At 41.5% G+C, this 19268-nt stretch carries 16 protein-coding genes; 10 read left to right on the top strand and 6 right to left on the bottom strand.

Annotation, left to right across the window (positions count from 1 at the left end; translation table 11 throughout):
• Positions 1–102 precede the first annotated feature (102 nt).
• Positions 103–1041: a phosphoribulokinase gene (locus RMX69_RS13270; RefSeq protein WP_289800064.1), complete on the top strand. Its 939-nt coding sequence runs from the start codon at positions 103–105 to the stop codon at positions 1039–1041.
• 326 nt (positions 1042–1367) lie between these two features.
• On the opposite strand, the gene RMX69_RS13265 is transcribed toward RMX69_RS13270, so the two are convergent.
• Both RMX69_RS13265 and RMX69_RS13260 read right to left on the bottom strand, forming a co-directional pair.
• Positions 1368–1634, bottom strand: coding sequence for a hypothetical protein (locus RMX69_RS13265; protein ID WP_289798308.1), 267 nt, complete (start codon positions 1632–1634; stop codon positions 1368–1370).
• Entirely contained in the window at positions 1582–1920 is a 339-nt protein-coding gene (locus RMX69_RS13260) for a DUF6972 family protein (protein WP_289798307.1), read from the bottom strand. The genes RMX69_RS13265 and RMX69_RS13260 overlap by 53 nt, the downstream gene beginning before the upstream one ends.
• Positions 1921–2189: 269 nt before the next feature.
• Here RMX69_RS13260 and radC point away from each other — a divergent pair, with 269 nt between their 5' ends.
• Complete coding sequence (gene radC, locus RMX69_RS13255; protein WP_289798306.1) at positions 2190–2921, top strand: RadC family protein; 732 nt, start codon at positions 2190–2192, stop codon at positions 2919–2921.
• A 284-nt stretch (positions 2922–3205) separates the two neighbouring features.
• On the opposite strand, the gene RMX69_RS13250 is transcribed toward radC, so the two are convergent.
• The 3 genes from RMX69_RS13250 to RMX69_RS13240 all read right to left on the bottom strand — a co-directional run bounded on the left by RMX69_RS13250 (position 3206) and on the right by RMX69_RS13240 (position 7685).
• Positions 3206–3997 (bottom strand): SDR family NAD(P)-dependent oxidoreductase, encoded by a 792-nt coding sequence (locus tag RMX69_RS13250; protein ID WP_289798305.1) that lies wholly within the window; start codon positions 3995–3997, stop codon positions 3206–3208.
• A 102-nt stretch (positions 3998–4099) separates the two neighbouring features.
• Positions 4100–5572, bottom strand: a complete 1473-nt coding sequence (locus tag RMX69_RS13245) for a lipase/acyltransferase domain-containing protein (protein WP_322637720.1) — start codon at positions 5570–5572, stop codon at positions 4100–4102.
• Positions 5573–5729: 157 nt separating this feature from the next.
• On the bottom strand, positions 5730–7685 hold the full coding sequence (locus RMX69_RS13240; RefSeq protein ID WP_289798303.1) for a hypothetical protein: 1956 nt from the start codon (positions 7683–7685) through the stop codon (positions 5730–5732).
• 720 nt (positions 7686–8405) lie between these two features.
• Between RMX69_RS13240 and RMX69_RS13235 the strand changes: the two genes are divergently transcribed.
• The 7 genes from RMX69_RS13235 to RMX69_RS13205 all read left to right on the top strand — a co-directional run bounded on the left by RMX69_RS13235 (position 8406) and on the right by RMX69_RS13205 (position 16416).
• Entirely contained in the window at positions 8406–9800 is a 1395-nt protein-coding gene (locus RMX69_RS13235; RefSeq protein ID WP_289798302.1) for an NADH:flavin oxidoreductase, read from the top strand.
• 66 nt (positions 9801–9866) lie between these two features.
• Positions 9867–11333 (top strand): cytochrome c, encoded by a 1467-nt coding sequence (locus tag RMX69_RS13230; protein ID WP_322637719.1) that lies wholly within the window; start codon positions 9867–9869, stop codon positions 11331–11333.
• Between the two features lie 12 nt (positions 11334–11345).
• Positions 11346–11756: a hypothetical protein gene (locus RMX69_RS13225; protein ID WP_289798300.1), complete on the top strand. Its 411-nt coding sequence runs from the start codon at positions 11346–11348 to the stop codon at positions 11754–11756.
• A gap of 89 nt (positions 11757–11845) precedes the next feature.
• Positions 11846–13279 (top strand): c-type cytochrome, encoded by a 1434-nt coding sequence (locus RMX69_RS13220; RefSeq protein WP_322637718.1) that lies wholly within the window; start codon positions 11846–11848, stop codon positions 13277–13279.
• 92 nt (positions 13280–13371) lie between these two features.
• Positions 13372–15012: a lipoxygenase family protein gene (locus RMX69_RS13215; RefSeq protein WP_289798297.1), complete on the top strand. Its 1641-nt coding sequence runs from the start codon at positions 13372–13374 to the stop codon at positions 15010–15012.
• 29 nt (positions 15013–15041) lie between these two features.
• Positions 15042–15350 carry a putative quinol monooxygenase gene (locus RMX69_RS13210; protein WP_289798296.1) on the top strand — a complete coding sequence of 103 codons (309 nt, stop codon included), beginning with the start codon at positions 15042–15044 and terminating at the stop codon, positions 15348–15350.
• A gap of 13 nt (positions 15351–15363) precedes the next feature.
• Positions 15364–16416: a saccharopine dehydrogenase family protein gene (locus RMX69_RS13205; protein WP_322637717.1), complete on the top strand. Its 1053-nt coding sequence runs from the start codon at positions 15364–15366 to the stop codon at positions 16414–16416.
• Between the two features lie 106 nt (positions 16417–16522).
• Here the strand turns inward: RMX69_RS13205 and RMX69_RS13200 are convergent, their stop codons facing one another.
• Positions 16523–18088 (bottom strand): cation:proton antiporter, encoded by a 1566-nt coding sequence (locus RMX69_RS13200; protein ID WP_289798294.1) that lies wholly within the window; start codon positions 18086–18088, stop codon positions 16523–16525.
• Between the two features lie 178 nt (positions 18089–18266).
• Between RMX69_RS13200 and RMX69_RS13195 the strand changes: the two genes are divergently transcribed.
• Positions 18267–19268 carry a DUF389 domain-containing protein gene (locus tag RMX69_RS13195; RefSeq protein ID WP_289798293.1) on the top strand — a complete coding sequence of 334 codons (1002 nt, stop codon included), beginning with the start codon at positions 18267–18269 and terminating at the stop codon, positions 19266–19268.

Below are 19268 nucleotides of genomic sequence, written 5' to 3'. Positions count from 1 at the left end.
GCATACCAAGTCTTTGTTTGAGTTACTTGCTTAAACCCTTCTAGAATAAAAACTATTGTGGGTATTTTATTACTAAACTTGTTTTTATTATCGGAGGTTATGATGAGCCGTCCAATAATTCTTGGTATTGTCGGTGACAGCGCGGCTGGTAAAACAACGCTAACGCGGGGAATCGCTCAGGCACTCGGCCCGGAAGATGTCACAATCATCTGTACAGATGATTACCATCGTTATGATCGCCAACAACGTGCAGAAATTGGCATCACTGCCCTCCACCCCGATTGCAATCACTTAGATATTATGCAGCAACATCTGTCGCTGCTACGCACAGGACAACCAATTCTCAAGCCAGTTTATAGCCACAAAACAGGCACATTCGAGGCGCCGGATTATATTAAGCCCAGTAAATTCGTGATTATCGAAGGATTACTCGGTTATTCTACTCGTGCCGCCCGTGATTCTTATGATGTTAAAGTCTATCTTGCGCCTCCTGAAGATTTACGTGCTAAGTGGAAAGTCAAGCGAGATACGCAAAAGCGTGGCTACACACCGGAACAAGTACTAGCGGAACTAGAAAAGCGCGAACCAGACTCAGCCCAGTTTATCCGTCCCCAACGGCAATGGTCTGATATAGTAATTAGTTTCTATCCACCCACTGATGAAGATGATGAAACCAATGGACACCTGAATGTCCGGCTGGTACTGCGTCCGACAATTCCACATCCAGATTTTACCGCAATTACCAACTCTAGTTCCAGCAATTCTGACTCAGCTATCCGCCTGGGACTAGATAGGGATATGTGTAAGCCAGTAGATGTTTTAGAAGTTGATGGTCATGCCACTTTAGAACAGGTGAATAAGCTAGAGCATATTATTTGTTCTGATATGCCTCATCTACGAAATATTTGCGATCGCGAAAGTAATCCAGAACTGGGTAAAATTGCTGGTACAACTGGAGAAACACTGCAAAGTTATCCTCTGGCTTTGACTCAGTTGATCATTACCTACCACATGCTCAAAGCAACGCAAATTTATCAGTAATCAACGAAAATGAATGGGTTTAAAGGGTTTGCGATCGCCTGTAGTATTGGGCTGCTGAATTATGCGATGCCTATGGTGGTCACTGACTTGTACTGAGCGTCTTGCCCTGAGCGTATCGCTAAAGCGAAAGCTCCGCTAACGCGTAGCGTCTCGTAGAGAAGCCGTTGGCGTGGTAACAGAGCGTAGTCGTTCGCGCAGCGTCTCGTAGAGAAGTGCAGCCTCTCGTAGAGAAGGGAGTCGAAGTAGCTTGCCGTTGGCGTGGTAACAGAGCGTAGTCGAAGTGCAGCCTCTCGTAGAGAAGTGCGGTAAACTACCAATTTGCTTACTCAAATTTCAGGTGCACAAACGCGCCCTTCAATCGGCTCATACTCATCTTCTAGCAACCAGAGTTGAGCCTCTTCGTAACTTAAACAAGTAAATATGACTTTATAACCCTCGGCGGGATCGTATACGCAACACTTTCCTTCACGATCGACAAGAAGTAACAACACATAGGGAGGCGACAGCATTGCATCAATCCAGACTTCGGCAAACTCCCAGTTATTCTGCACCGGGCCGGGTGCGGGGAATGACGTGATATCGATTTTCTGCATCAATTTTCACCTCTGCATAAAATAGCGGGATGCTTGACCCTTCTGGACTGATTCTGTAACCAATGGCTTCAGCAAAAAACAGACCATAACGCTCGTATCCCCGAACAGTTCCAGTGTACTCTCCTCTTTCTATCAGAGCTTGAGTAACTCTATTCATTGTGGCTTCATCGTTGAAAACATGAGCGGATCTTCCTCGTCTCAACAATGTTTGCATTTGAGGGGTATCTGGTAAATGTTTATAAATGTGTCGAGGATCGAAAATAATTTCACGCTCAATGCCACTCATAAAGCTAGATATTTGTGCCCTATGAGAATATCACGCTCCATCTTCTTGAATTTTAGAGTCAATAAAACCTTTGAGATTGTTGAATAAATCATCGAACATAGCGATCGCCCTAAATCATCTTTTTTTAGTCTTCCCTTTAAAAGTTGCAAATGAAATTACCTATACAAACTTACCAAGGTTAAAGATTTTCTCAAATAAAGATGATTTTGAGAGCAAACGAGGGATAACTAAGGATAGTTCTATGTGTGGTGCTATTTTCTTAGTTTAATATGACCTATTGCCTCAGAATTGCCGACCTACCTACAAATGAGCGTCCGCGTGAGCGATTAATGACGCATGGTGCAAAAATTTTAGCCACAGCCGAATTAATCGCAATTCTTCTAGGCACTGGTCAAGGGCCAGGAAAACTATCTGCTGTGGGTTTGGGACAATATATCTTGAGCGAATTAGGCAAACATCAACGCGATCCTTTAGTAGTTCTGCGAGAAGTTAGCCCTGCTGAGTTAATGCAAATTTCTGGTGTTGGCCCAGCGAAGGCGACAAGTATCTTAGCAGCAATTGAACTGGGTAAACGTGCCTTTCAATCTCGCCCTAACGATGGCACATTAATTGATAGCCCACTTGCTGCTGCTGCTACCCTCAGCCAAGATTTGATGTGGCAGGTACAAGAACGTTTTGCAGTGGTGCTATTAGATGTCAAGAATCGTTTGCTGGGTACGCAAGTAATTACTATTGGCACTGCAACCGAAACCCTAGCTTCTCCCCGTGATATTTTTCGAGAAGTTATTCGTCAAGGTGCAACGCGGGTAATAGTTGCCCACAACCATCCTTCTGGGAACCTTGAACCTAGCCAAGAAGATATAGAATTGACGCGTCAGTTATTATCAGGGGCGCAGCTTTTGGGCATTCCGGTACTAGATCATCTGATTTTGGGCAATGGCAATCATCAAAGTTTACGGGAACTGACAACCTTGTGGGATGAGCATCCACAGGGGGATTAAAATAATTCGTAATACTTCGACTCCCTTCTCTACGAGAGGCTGCACTTCTCTACGAGACGCTGCGCGAACGACTACGCTCTGTTACCACGCCAACGGCTTCTCTACGAGACGCTACGCGTTAGCGGAGCTTTCGCTTTAGCGATACGCTCAGGGCAAGACGCTCAGTACAAGTTCGTAATTCGTAATTAAAGACTTGTGAGAATGGCAAGCCGCAGATCCCCGACTTCTTAAAGAAGTCGGGGATATTGTTTCTGATGTTTGATTTAGGATTGCTATGCTACAACTTATTTGCTTTCCTGCATACTTCTGACTAGTTTTGTTACTAGCTTTCTGGGAGTAAATCTTACAGATTCAGCGAGGAGCTTATTTTTAATTCCAGGAACGACAACAGTTTTGTTTTCAAATAGACCGCGATAACCGATTTGGGCTACTGTTTCCGCAGTCATAATTTTTTGACCGCTTACCAACTTTGAGTCTTCCATTGCGGCTCTTTGTTGAAAACCAGATTCGGTAGGGCCTGGACAAAGCGCCGTTACCGAGACACCTGTACCTTCTAATTCATTAGCGATCGCTTCTGAGAATGATAAGACATAAGCTTTACTAGCGTAGTATACTGCCATCAGCGGCCCTGGTTGAAAAGCAGCAGTGGAAGCTAAGTTTAATATTTTTCCAGATCCCCGTTTAACCATACCTTTGAGAAATAACTTGGTTAAATGTGTCAGACATAAAACATTAACCTGTAGCAATTGCATTTCAGCATTCAGGTCAATTTCGTTAAATAATCCATAAGTAGCAAACCCAGCATTGTTCACCAACACATCAACATTGATTGATGCTTGTTCTAGCTCCCTGAAAATTTCTTCTGGGGCTGATGGGTTAGATAAATCTTTGGAAATAACTTTGACATCAATGCCAAATTTCTTTTTAAATTCCTCGGCGATTTTATTCAGCTTGTCCACGCTTCTAGCTACCAACACAAGATTGTAACCATCTTGAGCAAATAATTTCACGAATTCATAACCGATGCCGCCAGATGCACCAGTAATAAGAGCCGTTTGTTTGCGATTAGTCTGCATAATTCTTCCTCTCTTAACAGCTTGAAAACAAATGAGTCATTAGTCATTAGTCATTAATTCTTCTCCCCTTGCCTCCCCTGCTCCCCTGCCCCCCTGCTTCCTTTATTTCCATTGGGAAATTTCCAAGCGAACTGCCGCATTTGTTCCTAAGACTTTTTGCCCACGTTCAGGTAAGGAAACATACGCAACATATACACCTGGAATGGATTCGGAAGTCGGATTTAACTTTGTTACTGGCTCTTTTTCTTCAGAATTCCAACTGTATTGAGCTTCATAACTGCTATTTGATTCGGCAACATCAGTAATTAGATAGTCAGACCACAAAGGCACTTGGTCGAGATGACTGTCACGTAACCAATTCTTCTCTTGTTTTGTGAACGAATGCAGTGCTAAACGCAGGGCATATCTACAAGTATTATCGTCACTGGCTGAGTTTCTTGGGATTAAGAAAGCTGTAAATAGCGGAACAGGTTTATCTGTTCGAGTTAACTCTTGTGTAATTGGGCAATAATGAGCGATCGCTTGCTCATATATTGGAATAGGAAGACCACGCAAAGCCACCCTAGTTTCCAATTGATAAAAATTCTTGTCCAGGTTTTTTAACTCAACATTGCTCAAAGAGAGTTTCACCTGGATATCACCAAACAAAAATCGTTGCAGGTTTTGATAACCTTCTTCAGAGTTCAATATACCATAACGTCCCCCATGAGAGCGATGAACATAAGCACGATGAGATCCCGCAATATAAGCTTTATCGATCTGAACTAGGCCATCACTTTTGACTCCCACAACCTTGCGTGAAAAACCAAAACCTTCTTCATAATCATGTGCATTAGTACCAATCAAAGAAAAAACGCGGTCTGGTGGAAATGCATCCTCTATGCTTTGTAGTTTTTCTAGTTGAAAGTCATCGGGTAATTCAGTTGTTGGCTTGATACCAGGTGTTAAATACTGATACATTCGCTGAGGGCCAAAATCATCAGAATTATTCAATTGAAACTTGTCTCTCAAGTTTTCCAGCAAGCCACTCCCAACCTCAAAATAAATACCGCCATGAGGTGTACCGTAGGTAAAGAATTTGTCAATGTGATCCGCAGCTTGTTCGCCTTGTTCTGGATAAATCTTTTGAATCAAGCTGCGACAAACAAGACCTCCCATTGAGTGGCCAACCAGATAAATTTTGTCAGCACCAGTCGTTTTCTTGACATTCTGGATCAAGTCTCTTAAACCCTTGGCAATCTCCTCCATCTCTTGTCGAACTACACTTGAGGAGCCAAAACTAGGTGTAGATATATCATAAAATCGATAGATCCAAATAGTTTGATCCAGTTGACCAGACAATCTTTTAATCTGATTGCTCACATTCTGATTGTCAACAATCGGTTGATAACCATGATCGGTCATTAGCCGCAGCAATGGACTCTCGAAAAAAAACTTCTGAGGATTTTCTTCCTCATCTACTCGAATATGAGTTGAACCACTATTAAATCCATAAAAGGGATCGTTGACTGTTTGCTCAACGTCTTTTTGTGTACCTGCATATCCACGAACAAAGACGATTGGTAAATACTGCATAATATATATCCTTGCTATTTAATCAATATTTTTTCTCGTTCCCAGATTTAACCTGGGAACGAGTGCAGAATATCAAGACAAGTTGTCTTAGTACAACATTGTATTAATTCGTAGCGAATTCTCTGTATTTAAAACACTACGATTTTACAAGCTGTACTTAAAAAGTTTTTACGAACTCAATTAAGGCTTTCTTATCTTCATCTGGGAGATTTGAGCCAAAATAATGACCCTCATCTTCTACAAAGTCAGGAGATTTGTTGGCTCTTAAAAGTACACGTGCCAACTTACCCTTAATGCCACCGCCTGGTTTCAAATCTTGGAAAAGGCTGCTGAGATTGAGAGATGTAATCGCCTCTCTAATATTGATGCTTGCTAGCAAATTCACAGGTGTACCTTTAGGAACAGGAAGCCTAAATCTCGGATTCGGATCTCCTGGGGGAAGCTCTAATTTAGTATCTTGAGATGTCCTGCTGATAATTCCCTCGCGTTTTTCAGGCCATAGCAGCTTTTCCATCGCATCCGTATAGGCTTCTACACGTCCTTTCACTGAAGGATCTTCGTTATAAAGTCCTAGTGTGTTGTTATGCAGAAGTGGTGCTGTTGCCCAAATGCTCACTAGTGAAGGTGTACGGTAATATCCCAAACCGCCGTCAGGTATCTTAAATTCGATGGGTTTTTTCTCATCGAAGGGGTTGTACAGCGTCAAAGTACCTGGTGAAGGCAGTTCTTTGAACGTCTTCGACGAGAACTGATCCCAAATATGCCCTTTACTGGCATTTGTCCCTAGCGATCGCGCCGCATTAGTCCCAATTAGTGTAACTGGGTAACGCTGGTCATCAGACAAGAAGTTGTGGTCGAGGAAATTACTACTGAGTACAGACTCTTCGTACCATTTTTGAGCCTGTTCGGCGTCAGCTGCAATTTCAGCCGGTGGCTTTTTGCTGGAATGACAACTAGCGCAAGTGCTAGCAAAAACCAGCTTGCCACGTTTGAGAACTTCCTCATCTTTAGTCAAGAACTCTTCACCACCTGGTGCATCTTTCAGGTGCATCGGCTTGATGGTTTTTAAGAATGCTTCGGCATCAGCCATACGTGCTTCTGTCTGTCTCCAGCCTTCGCACTCCTTCCGCGCCTTTTCGATATCAAAAGGTTTTTGGGGAGTTCTGCCTAATAAAGGCTCATGGAGAGTTGTCCAGTAATCGCCGCACATCCCAATGTTGACGTAGACGCGTAGTGAGGCATTTGCCACTCCTGTAGAGTCTGCACCATCCTTGAGAATATGATTAACATCCTTGGTTGAACCATCATTCATTACCTCTGGATATGTGGGGCGATCGCCTAAATTAAAAATGGCATTAATCGCATTCGGATTATTGATGTGATCGGTGGCAATCCGAGAAGTATCAGAAGTTCCAGGTCTTTGAGAATCAAGTACTTGCTTAACAAAACTATTTTTTCCAACGCTGGATGCAAATAATTTATTTTCCTTAATGTACTGATTACCCAATGCTGCTACCAGGTTTTCCCATTTTGGATGTTCCTTGTCTTTGGGTGGATTGAGAGGATCTAACGCTACATGACAGATGGCGCAGGACTGCCCGATCACGTATGGAGGCTCAATTTGTGAGTCTTTGGCATATTCAACAGGGTTCCATTTCGCCGAGTCGAAGTTGGGGTTGGGAAACTTACGCAACCCAATTACGCCAGTTGAGAGCGGATCTTTACATTTATCTAGCAGCAATCCGTATTCATCTGGTGCTGTCGCCTTTTCACATCCAGGATCATTAATTGCGCCAAAACGTTGCAATCGCTCGTCATGCATACGTGAGTCAATCAGCTTTAGCAAGTCAACACCGCCATGTGTTCGCTTCGCTAAATCGCGATAGTACTTAGCATTACCACCAGTCCATAAGTACCAAGTGCAACGACCCCGTTTCTCGGCATCTGTCAAATTCTCCTTGGTGTACTCTGGGAGATAACCGATGCCCTCGCAATTATCTGGGTATTCAGATACACCCGTACCTGAATACCCTGTACTTATGGATGTAGGTATTTCACTATACTCATCGGCTAGAGCTGTAGACGTTCCATAAAAGCCGCAGACTATAAACATAGTCGCGAATAGGAGGAGCAGACAGCCCTTAAAAATTAGACTTGTCTTTTTCATAAAACTCTCTGGTCATAACACCTAAACCTTTCCCACTGCACCTCACGTTTGCAGAGGTACACTAATGCTTCATCACCAATTTCCCATTTTCCAGATTTAGTCTTGGGAGATTTTGATGATTAATGTACCCTACTGAGGTTCGTTATATATGAAGTTACTACACAAATTTGCAAAACGTCATCAATAAACTTTTATACATTTCTAAATCAAAAATTTAAAAAATTGTAAATTTACAATGGTGTTCAATAACCAATTTGCTATGGTTATATCGATTTCCTACCTACTTGGTTAAGTTTGTAACAAATTGTTAGCAGCTACTTTTAAGGTTGCCTTAACCTTTTAAGACAAATAAAAGACGGAAAATTTCACTTTTTTTAACAATCGCTCTGTAAATCCCGTAGGTTTACAAATTGCAAAAGTCTTTATATAACTGTAAAAACCAATAAGGATAAATATCCATGCTGAAACTGGTTAAGTAAATTTAAGTAACAAAAACTTAATACTTAGCGCTCCCATCCGAAAACCTCCACTGTAGATTTGTAGACATAAAAACTTGCCTTCCCAGAGACACTAGAAATAATAGTTCTCTGGCGAGACTGTTAGTGCTACGAATAATTTTGACTTCTAATTTTATTGCCGAAACAATATATAAAGCCAGAGAAACACATGGAAAACGATATTATCTTTGAACCATTGAGATTCCGTAATCTCACAGTAAAAAATCGGATATTTCGCTCAAGTATTTCTGGAAGATGGGATAACTATGATGGTTCAGGAACTCAAGCCCGAATCAACTGGGAAGAAAAGTTTGCTCGTGGTGGTGTAGGAGCGATTATTAGTTCCTTTGTTCCAGTCGCCATCCGGGGAAGAATTATGCCCAATTACGCCACCATTAACTGTGATGAGCGCATTCCCTTTTGGCGAAAAGTAGGAGAAAGAGTCCACGAATATGACTGTAAATTTATTTTGCAATTAAGTCATTCAGGGCGACAGCAAGATATTGGTGGTGTAGAAAACTTAGGAAAAAAAGCCTTAAGTTCCACTAGCCAAACTGAGCCATTCCACGGCTTTTTGTGTCAAGCGATGACACTAACAGAGATTAAAGAAACAATCCAATACTTCGCCGATGGTGCTAGACGTGCCCGTGAAGCAGGTTTGGATGGAGTAGAATTGCACAGTGCTAATGGATATCTTTTTAATCAATTTCTCAGTTCTGGAATTAACGACCGTCAAGATGAATATGGTGGTTCATTAGAGAATCGAGCGCGGTTTTTGCTAGATGTAATTAGAGCAATCCGCAAAGAAGTAGGCAACGACTTTCATCTGCAATTCAAAATTAGTGCCGTTGACTATAACAACGCCGTCACCTTTTGGGAAAAACCAGGTAATACCATAGAAGATTCTATCCAAGTTTGTCAATGGGCAGAAGAAGCTGGGGCTGATGCGGTCCATGTGTCAACTGGTAGCTTATTTCCTCACCCGCTCAATCCCATTGGTGATTTTAATTTTGATGTAATTACTAGAACTTATGATGCCATGTTGTCAAGTGGTGTCGAAACCACACGCAACTACATTTTATTTCGCAAAGCATTTTTTCATCCACTTTTCAATTTTTTATGGAATCGTGTGAAAAAGCAATTGCCTCCTCAAGCATTTAGCGGTGATGATGTAAAAGACCCGAAAATTAAACAGCTACTAATAGAGAACCAAGGCAGAAACTTACTAGATTCCAGAGAAATTAAAAAGCACGTTAATATTCCTGTATTATGTACAGGTGGTTTACAGCAAGCTTCTTATATTCGTCAGGCAATTAATGATCAGTATTGTGATGGCGTCACAATGGCTCGTACCTTAATTGCTAATAATGACCTAGTTAAATCTTTTCAAGCAGGTAAAGACCTGGCAGATAAACCCTGTACTTATTGCAATAAATGTCTGCTGAATGTAATTGAAAATCCCTTGGGTTGTTACGAGCAGGATCGCTTCAATAGCTATGAAGAGATGATGGAAGAAGTAATGTCAGTCTTTCATGAAACTCAGTTTGCAAATTTATCTAGATAAAAAAGCGATGCGGATCACATCGACAATTTCGCTTATAAATAATCTCGACAAAATGGGGAGTGTTTCATGACTGAACAAACAAACCCTACTCTACTTCCAACCTCAATCAAGGGACTCTTTAAACGGATTTGGGTTGTGATTGTAGGTATTGTAGCAGTAGCAGTATTTTTCCTTTGGCCTGTTTTGTCCAACTCCCCAGTGGATTATGCTGATATTGAAAACCACTTTAAATATGGTTCAATCGGCAGCGAACCCATCAATGGCATACCTTACTGGATTTGGAAAGTTTTACCAGAATTATTCTCAGATAAATTACCTGGAAAAGGTTATACTTCTTTGGGATTTATCAAAGAACCTGATAAAGATTTGCCTATAGGTTTTTCGCAACGAAGAATCTTTATCGATAGAGTTGGGTTGAATTGTGCTGTATGTCATACAGGAACGCTGCGAAATACCCCTAATAGCGAACATCAAGTCATCACGACAATGCCTGCTAATGTGGTTAATTTGCAGGGATATATCAAATTCTTATCAGCAGTTGGTGCAGATGAGCGCTTTACTGCTAACCGGATGTTGCCAGAAATTGAAAAAATCAGTGGTGGTCTTAATCCCATTGAAAAATTACTTTATCGCTTCATTGCAATTCCTCAAACTAGAGACGCACTAATTAATCAGGCATCTCGACTTAAGTTTGTTGAAAAACAGCCAGATTGGGGGCCAGGAAGAGTAGATACTTTTAATCCTTATAAAGCAATTCAATTTCATTTCCCAATGGATAAATTGCGTGAGGATGAACTGATTGGTACTTCTGATTTCCCTTCCGTTTGGAATCAAAAACCCCGTGAGGGATTGCAGTTACATTGGGATGGTAATAACACTTCCGTTGATGAACGAAATAAGAGTGCAGCTTTAGGCGCTGGAGTCACACCCACAACAATCGATTTACCTCGAATTCAGAGAGTTGCCGATTGGCTTTGGGAACTACCACCACCAAAATATCCCTACGAAGTTAACGAAACTATAGCAGCAAAGGGAGAACAACTTTTTCAAAGCAATTGTGCTAGTTGTCACGCTTTTGGTGGTGCATATACAGGCAAAGTTGTCCCAATTCAAGAAATTGGTACAGACCCTCATCGTCTCGACTCATATACCTACAAAACGATGTCTAACCAAAATACTCTGTATACAGGGTATCCGTGGCGCTTTAAGAATTTCCGCAAGACTAATGGCTATGCAAATATGCCCCTTGATGGTGTTTGGTTACGTGGCCCTTATTTGCACAATGGCTCAGTCCCCACCTTACGGGATTTACTAGAAACACCAGAAAATAGACCTAAAGAATTCTATCGTGGCTACGATGTCATTGACAGAGCAAAAGTTGGCTTTGTATCTGATGTCGGTGTAGAAAACGGTAAGCAATACTTTAAGTTCGATACCACAAAACCTGGAAATAGTAACAGTGGTCATTTATATGGAACCGATCTTCCTACAGAAGATAAAGATGCACTAGTTGAGTACATGAAAAAGCTTTAAAAGGATAAAAAAATGAATAATTACGCTAAATGGTTTAGTCGCGTTACTTGGGTTGGCATTATTGTTAATATGCTTTTTGTCATTCCCTCTTGCTTCTTTCCAGAACTAATGTTGACGTTCCTTAAAATGCATATACCAGAGCCAATTATCTGGGTTCGTGCTGCGGGAATGCTGTTGTTTATTATTAGTGCATTTTATATTCCTGGGGCACTTGACCCGTATCGATATCAGGCAACTGCCTGGATATCAATATTTCCTTCAAGAGCTTTTGGATCAACATTTTTCATTTGTGCAGTACTTTTCTTTGGACAAGATAAAGGATTTTTATCCATTGCCTTTGTAGACCTGTTTTTTGGATTAGCGGAACTAATTCTTCTGACCTTAGCGATGCGTAGCAAAATGCAATCGCTGCAATTCCAGTGAAGCAATTCTTCTAATTTTATCCCTAGTCTAGTGTAGGTATATTGCCTGCACTACAAACAGATTCTTCTGCAAAGGAGCAAAAGAGTGCCATGACAATACTCAAAAATAAAATAGGTAGGGTAATCACAAGCATTGTTTTAATTGTGATCCTTTTAGCTGGTGTAGTTGGGTATGTGGGATGGTACAACCTTTTTCGAGAGGTTCCCACATATTATGAATCGCCTGAAGAACACTTTAAATATGGTTCTATTGGCACAGAAGAAGCGCAAGGTGTTCCCTATTGGATTTGGCTGGTACTACCAAGAATATTCCCTGATAAATTACCAGGGCCAGGTGGTTATACTTCCTTGGGAATCACATGGGAAGAGGGTAAAGAAATGCCAGTTGGGTTTACGAAAAAAACTATTGGCTTCCCTCGTGTCGGTATAACTTGCGCTGTTTGCCATACTGCTACCTATAGAAAAACAGAGAAAGATAAACCCACAATTGTAGCTGCTGCTCCTGCTAATAAGTTTGATTCGCAAGGCTATTTACGATTTTTGAGTTCAACTGCTGGTGATGCCAGATTTACAGCAGATTATATCCTTGACGAAATCAAATATAATTACAACCTTTCATGGTTAGAAAATTTACTTTATCGCTATGTGCTAATTCCTCAAACTAAGAAAGCACTGCTGCAACAAAAAGAAGACTATAGTTGGACAGATTCTCGTCCTAACTGGGGGCCTGGTCGAATTGACCCTTTTAATCCAGTTAAATTCAATACTTTAAAGTTGCCCAAAGATAACACTATTGGCAACTCTGATATGATGTCTCTTTGGAATCAAAAGATGCACAAAGGGTTTGCACTTCATTGGGATGGGTTAGAAACTTCACTAACAGAAACTGTTCAAACTGGAGCAATTGGTGACGGTGCAACCAAAAAATCACTTCCTGTAGCAGATTTACAACGAGTAGAAGATTTTATTCAAGAACTACCACCTCCTAAATATCCATTTGCGATTGATGAGCAAGTGGCTGCAAAAGGAAGTCAAATTTTTGCTAATACTTGTGCATCTTGCCACGCTTTTGGTGGTGAAAGAACGGGTACTGTTATCCCTGTGGAAGAAGTGGGAACTGACCGCCATCGGTTAGATATGTGGACGCAAGAAGGAGCGGATACTTACAATCATTTTGGTGATGGCTACCCTTGGGACTTTAAGAACTTACGTAAAACTAATGGGTATGTATCTGTTTCTCTAGATGGATTATGGTTAAGAGCGCCATATTTACATAATGGTTCAGTTCCATCTCTACAAGATTTGTTCGAGAAACCAGAGAATCGTCCTCAAGTTTTTTATCGGGGATATGATGTCTACGATCCGAAAAAAGTCGGCTTTATTACTGAGGGAGATGAAGCCAAAGCTATAGGTTTTAAATACGATACGACGGTAACTGCTAATTCAAATCAGGGACATATTTATGGCACTGATTTATCTGATGAAAAGAAAAAAGCTCTGATTGAGTATCTGAAAACTCTGTAATTCAAGTTGTTGCTATATCCTGACGTAATTTAGTAACTTTTTGACGTTAATCATTTACTACCAAACGCTAAAAACCCGAATTGGAGATAATCGTGAAACCATATTTACCACAAAAAGATCCTGATGTTAATGTCCGAATCAATTGGCTAGATAAAAATCGAGAAGAGTACAAATTTAATTACGATTATCTAGCTCCTCTACCAGTCATTGATAAAGTTCCTCATAAAGAAATATTCTCGGCGGAATATACTGCTAAACGTTTGGCAAGTATGGCAAGTCTTGTACCAAATATGCTAGCTGCCAAAGCCAGAAATTTCTTAGACCCATTAGATGAATTGGAAGAATATGAAGAACTTTTGTCACTACTACAAAAACCCGATGTCATAAAAAATTACAAAACAGACTCTTGTTTTGCGGAACAACGACTCTCTGGAGCGAACCCATTAGCTATCCAAAAAATTGATGTATTACCTGATAGTTTTGCTGTAACTGATTCCCATTTTCAGAAGGTAGCAGGTACAGAACTTACTTTGGAAAAGGCACTTAAGGAAGGCAAGCTGTATTTCTTAGATTATCCTTTGTTATCTGATATTAAAGGTGGTGTCTATGAGAATGTTAAAAAGTACCTTCCCAAGCCACAAGCTCTATTTTATTGGCAAAGTAATGATAGTCCTAATGGTGGTTCTCTAGTACCTGTTGCCATCCAGATTAATCATGATTCTGGTGCAAAAAGCGTAATTTATACACCAGATGACCCCCATTTAGATTGGTTTTTGGCAAAAACCTGCGTTCAAATTGCTGATGGCAACCATCAAGAATTGGGTAGTCATTTCGCCTATACCCATGCAGTTATGGCTCCGTTTGCAATTGTCACTGCGCGGCAACTAGCAGAAAATCATCCCATCGCTTTACTGTTAAAACCCCACTTCCGTTTTATGCTATTTGATAACGATTTGGGGCGCACTCAGTTTTTACAACCTGGAGGCCCGGTTGATGAGTTTATGGCAGGTTCATTGGCGGAGTCTCTTGGGTTTGTGGCGAAGGTTTATGAAGAATGGAGTGTGGAAAAGTTTACTTTCCCTCGGTTAATAAAAAGTCGGCGAACGGATGACCCAGAAATTTTACCGCACTTTCCTTTCCGGGACGATGGCATATTAATTTGGAATGCTGTCGAAAAGTTTGTGGCTGAATACTTGCAACTCTATTACAAAACCTCACAAGATATCATTGATGACTATGAGTTGCAAAATTGGGCTAGAGAATTAGTGGCTCAAGATGGTGGTAGAGTCAAGGGAATGCCAGCCAAGATTGAGACTCTAGAACAACTGATTGAAATCATCAGTGTGGTAGTATTCACTTGCGCTCCTCTACACTCTGCTTTAAATTTTTCTCAGTACGAATATATGGCCTTTGTACCCAATATGCCCTATGCAGCCTACCACCCAATTCCAGAAACTAAGGGTGTAGACTTGGAAACTATTATGAAGATACTTCCTCCCTTTAAACAAGCTGCCGACCAGGTGATGTGGACTGAGATTTTAACATCGTACCACTATGATAAATTGGGTTTTTATGATGAGGAGTTTGCCGACCCATTGGCGCAGGAAATTGTGGTGCAATTTCAACAGAATTTACATGAAATAGAACGGCAAATAGACATTAGAAATCAGACTCGTCCCATACCTTATAACTACTTCAAGCCTTCGGAAATTATTAACAGCATTAATACTTGAATTAGTTTTAGTAAAAAAGAGGAACCACAATGTCAAATCAGAAAGTAACTGTCACCGCTCGACTAAAAGTAAAGCCAGGTTTGGAAGACAATTTTAAGCAGGAATTTCAACCTGTAATAGCTCTCACTCTTGCAGAAGAAGGTTGTATTAATTACGATTTGCACCAATCTGTTGATGACCCATCTTTGTTTCTGTTACATGAAAACTGGGTCAGCCAAGAAATTTTGGCTCAACACTTAGAGCAGCCGTATATTAAAGCTTTAGGGGAAAAATCAGGACAATTTTTAGTTGAACCACCTGAAGTCAGGTTATGGCAGCAGATTGCGAACAACTCCTAGCTGGTGATAATTAATGACATCAAGGGTGTTATTGTATGGTGCAACTGGCTATGCTGGAAAACTCATTGCTGAATCTGCTAAAAATAACGGACTGGAATTAATTTTAGCTGGACGCAATCAAAATTCACTAGCAGCTGTAGCCAATGAATTAAGTTTGGACTTTCGGGTTTTTGGCTTAAATGAGCCGCGATCGCTCGCTCGCTCTCTTGAGGATATAATTGCTGTCATCAACTGCTCTGGGCCTTTCTCCAAAACCTCAAAGCCACTTGTCGATGCTTGCCTCCAAACTAAAACTCACTATTTAGACATAGCTGGCGAAGTACCTGAATTTCAGGCGCTACAAGCACGAGATGCTGAGGCTAAAAGTGCAGGGATCATGCTTCTCCCTGGTGTGGGATTTGGAGTTGTCCCTACTGATTGTGTAGCTGCTTACCTCAAACAGAAGTTAGCAGCTGCAACGCGACTGATTTTAATCTATGAAACAGTAGGCGGTGTATCTCAGGGAACTGCAAATACAGTACTGCCAACTTTACATCATATCGGGGTAGTTCGAGAAGCAGGTAAGCTCATCCCATCTGCTCCAGCATCGAAAAGACGTAAGGTTGATTTTGGTTATGGCCCGGTGACAGCAGTAACAAACCCTTGGCGTGCTGATATTATCACTGCGTTCCAAACTACGGGTATTCCCAATATTGAGGTTTATACCGTATTCCCTAATCCTGTGCGCTTCCTGATGGAGTTGAGCCAGTATTTGGGATGGTTATTTAACTCGTCTTTATTCCAAAGTGCTTTAGCAAGTCTAATTAAAACTCTACCCACTGGGCCAACGGCGGCAGAACGAGCCAAGGGGCAAGTTCGAGTAATTGGTATTGCTGAAGATGAAACTGGTCAACAAGTAACTGCAAAGCTTTTAGGGCCGGAAGCATACGATTTTACGGCATTAGCGGCTGTAGCAGTGATCAAACGCGTGATTCAAGGCGAAGTTAAAGTAGGATTCCAGACTCCTGCATCTGTATATGGGGCAGATTTTGTCCTTGAAATTCCGGGAGTTACCGGGTTCGAGTAAAAATATAAAAGAAAGCTGGGTTTTTTAGGCTTGATAGCGAAAAAACCCGGCTTTTTTTTGCAGACTTAACAAATAAGCCCTTATTACGATCGATAAAAATTCAATTTTATTGAGATTTATTATCTTGCAAAACATCCTCAAGCATAGATGCTAATTCTTTATTTAACCGACCAGATTTGACAAATTCTGCATAAGTATCTGCCTCAATTGCCAACAGTTCTCCTCGAAATTGTTCTGTTGTAAAGCTCTGAAGATTCGGATATTCACCCTGTAATTTGTCAATTTCCATCCGTAGATCTACAAGTTCACCTTTGATTAGTGTCTCTTGATAACGGCGAAATTCTGGGTCAATACCGGGGCGTTGGTCTGCCTGGAGGTGTTCTAAAACGCGTTCTAAGGCAACATGACGGGCAACGAATTCTAAATATTGCTCGCGCAAGGGTGCATCACCAAGCAAATTGAGTTTTTCCAGCAAAGGTTTGATGGTCAATCCCTGAACAAGCAGAGTAAATAAAACTACTCCAAATACTGTTGCAATGATTTTTTCTCGCTCTGGCAGTGTCGTCGATACACTCAATGCCAGGGCAATGGAGACGGAACCGCGTAACCCACCCCACCAGAGGATAGTTTGTTCTGGTAAAGAAATGTCCGATTTGGTGATGCTAGTACTCAATTTGCTGAGAATGTAAATACCAACTGCCCGCATTACAATCATTGCTGCGACTGTCACCATTATGATTTGCAGGTTTTCGCCTAAACTAGCAAAGCGTATTTGGTCGCCAATTAGCAGAAAGACAATTGAATTAACAAAGAATGCCAGAAATTCCCAAAACTCGGAGACAATAATCCGGGTGCGGGGATTCATGCCGATACGAGAGCCAAAGTTGCCTAAAATCAAACCTGTGGTGACAACTCCAATTACTCCAGAACCGCCTAAGTCTTCGACAATTAGGTAAGTGCCGTAGGCGGAAACTAAAGTTAAGGATTGTTCCACTAAAGGCAAATCGAAACGCTGGGTAAGGTAGGAAATACCAAATCCGATAAAAGCTCCCACCCCTATACCAATGCCAACAACTGTAAATAACTGTAATAAAATTGGCTGGAATTCCAATTCTACAGTTCCCAAAGATAAGGCTACCAAAAAACCAAAGGCAACTACAGCCATACCATCATTAAACAAGCTTTCGCCTTCCATTAAGGTGGTAAGACGACTACCTACGCCGAGTTGGCGAAACAAAGCGGTGACAGAAACAGGGTCAGTTGCAGATAGACTGGCTGCAATGAGTAAAGCTGTAGTTAGGGAAATACCAACGAGTTGATTGAGAGCGATCGCTACCCCGGCGATCGCAATTAACACCCCGAACACTGCATACAGGCAAATTGGCACTAAATCTCGCTTCAGTTCCGCCCATTTCAAATTCCATGCGGCTTCAAATAGTAGCGGTGGTAAGAAAATGAACAAAATTAATTCGGGGGAAAGGGTTACTAAACGGACATCGACAAAGGCCAAACCTAACCCGACAATCACCAATAGTAAGGTGTAAGGTATATTGCGAAACCAGCTAAATATCTGCGGTAGTGTCGCCACGCCTAGAGACACCGAAAGTACCAACAGAAATTGCTTGAGATTATTTGTAATGACTTCCTCGGCGATCGCTGATTCAAGTACCATAAGTAAATTCCTGGTATAATTTTGCATTTATCGAAACAGAATTCAAAATAAAGCCGTGAATTCTGTACGTCTGGTGGACTTCAACATGACTATTTTCAGATGACACTAGTTCAATGTAAGACTTTAATTAACAGAGAAAGAAGATTTTACAGTTAACCGAACATTTAGGAGGAAGGTCTTGGGTAATAACATTCGAGACCGGTTTAAAAATTTCCGCCGCCGGGGTTCGCAGCCGGAACAACTACAACAGCTACAAACCGACTTGCTGGCTGAATCGACTCTAGATTCAGCTTACATAATTTTAATTATTAGCTCTTGTGCGATCGCAACTTTGGGTTTATTATCCAACAGTGCGGCCGTGATTATCGGTGCAATGATTATTGCCCCCCTGATGTTGCCGATTCGTGGGTTAGCTTTTGGTGCTTTGCAAGCAGATATTACTTTGTTTCGCAAGGGGATAATTGCTGTAGCAGTAGGCACTATGTTAGCGGTAGCGATCGCTTTTACTCTGGGCTTGCTGGTGGGATTGCCGAGTTATGGTGGCGAAGTACTGGCTCGATCTAGACCAACATTGTTAGATTTGGGAATTGCTGTAGCAGCTGGTGGTATTAGTGGCTACGCGAAAATTGAAACGAAAATATCTACTAGTTTAGCAGGAACTGCGATCGCTGTTGCCCTCATGCCCCCCATTTGTGTCATTGGTTTAGGCTTGGCACAAGGAAATTGGTCACTCAGTTTGGGGGCAACTCTACTTTATCTCACCAACTTATTAGGTATTGCCCTCTCCTGTATGGTGACATTCTTAGTAGCAGGTTACACTTCAATGGCGCGAGCCCGTCAACCCCTAATTTGGACTATGGCTTTGACAGCTATTCTACTAATTCCCTTGGGAGTCAGCTTTGCCCGACTTGTACGACAAGCACAACTAGAAACCAGCTTACGACGGGCATTATTGAATCGAACTGTCACCTTTGGCCGCTTGCAGTTGCTTAATAGTAATACCAATTGGTTGACAAATCCCCCAGAAGTGCGTTTGAGCGTCCGAGCAAGAGAACCTGTCACACCTCGGCAAGTAGAATTATTAGAAGCATTTATCAAACGAGAGATGGGGCAACCATTCACCCTAATTTTTGAAGTTGGTCAAGTGGAGGAAATTAGAAGTTCTGAAACCACACCCTGA

The sequence above is a fragment of the Nostoc sp. EspVER01 genome (assembly GCF_034530635.1).
Classification (GTDB): domain Bacteria; phylum Cyanobacteriota; class Cyanobacteriia; order Cyanobacteriales; family Nostocaceae; genus Nostoc.
Note: the sequence above shows the minus strand (reverse complement) of the source record. Positions and strands in the feature narration are given on the sequence as shown.

Bases quoted from the DNA above. Each gene is read 5' to 3' on its own strand.
- RMX69_RS13270 (WP_289800064.1), top strand. From the start codon at position 103: ATGAGCCGTCCAATAATTCTTGGTATTGTCGGTGACAGCGCGGCTGGT.
- RMX69_RS13265 (WP_289798308.1), bottom strand. From the start codon at position 1,634: ATGCAGAAAATCGATATCACGTCATTCCCCGCACCCGGCCCGGTGCAG.
- RMX69_RS13260 (WP_289798307.1), bottom strand. From the start codon at position 1,920: ATGAGTGGCATTGAGCGTGAAATTATTTTCGATCCTCGACACATTTAT.
- radC (WP_289798306.1), top strand. From the start codon at position 2,190: ATGACCTATTGCCTCAGAATTGCCGACCTACCTACAAATGAGCGTCCG.
- RMX69_RS13250 (WP_289798305.1), bottom strand. From the start codon at position 3,997: ATGCAGACTAATCGCAAACAAACGGCTCTTATTACTGGTGCATCTGGC.
- RMX69_RS13245 (WP_322637720.1), bottom strand. From the start codon at position 5,572: ATGCAGTATTTACCAATCGTCTTTGTTCGTGGATATGCAGGTACACAA.
- RMX69_RS13240 (WP_289798303.1), bottom strand. From the start codon at position 7,685: ATGTTTATAGTCTGCGGCTTTTATGGAACGTCTACAGCTCTAGCCGAT.
- RMX69_RS13235 (WP_289798302.1), top strand. From the start codon at position 8,406: ATGGAAAACGATATTATCTTTGAACCATTGAGATTCCGTAATCTCACA.
- RMX69_RS13230 (WP_322637719.1), top strand. From the start codon at position 9,867: ATGACTGAACAAACAAACCCTACTCTACTTCCAACCTCAATCAAGGGA.
- RMX69_RS13225 (WP_289798300.1), top strand. From the start codon at position 11,346: ATGAATAATTACGCTAAATGGTTTAGTCGCGTTACTTGGGTTGGCATT.
- RMX69_RS13220 (WP_322637718.1), top strand. From the start codon at position 11,846: ATGACAATACTCAAAAATAAAATAGGTAGGGTAATCACAAGCATTGTT.
- RMX69_RS13210 (WP_289798296.1), top strand. From the start codon at position 15,042: ATGTCAAATCAGAAAGTAACTGTCACCGCTCGACTAAAAGTAAAGCCA.
- RMX69_RS13205 (WP_322637717.1), top strand. From the start codon at position 15,364: ATGACATCAAGGGTGTTATTGTATGGTGCAACTGGCTATGCTGGAAAA.
- RMX69_RS13200 (WP_289798294.1), bottom strand. From the start codon at position 18,088: ATGGTACTTGAATCAGCGATCGCCGAGGAAGTCATTACAAATAATCTC.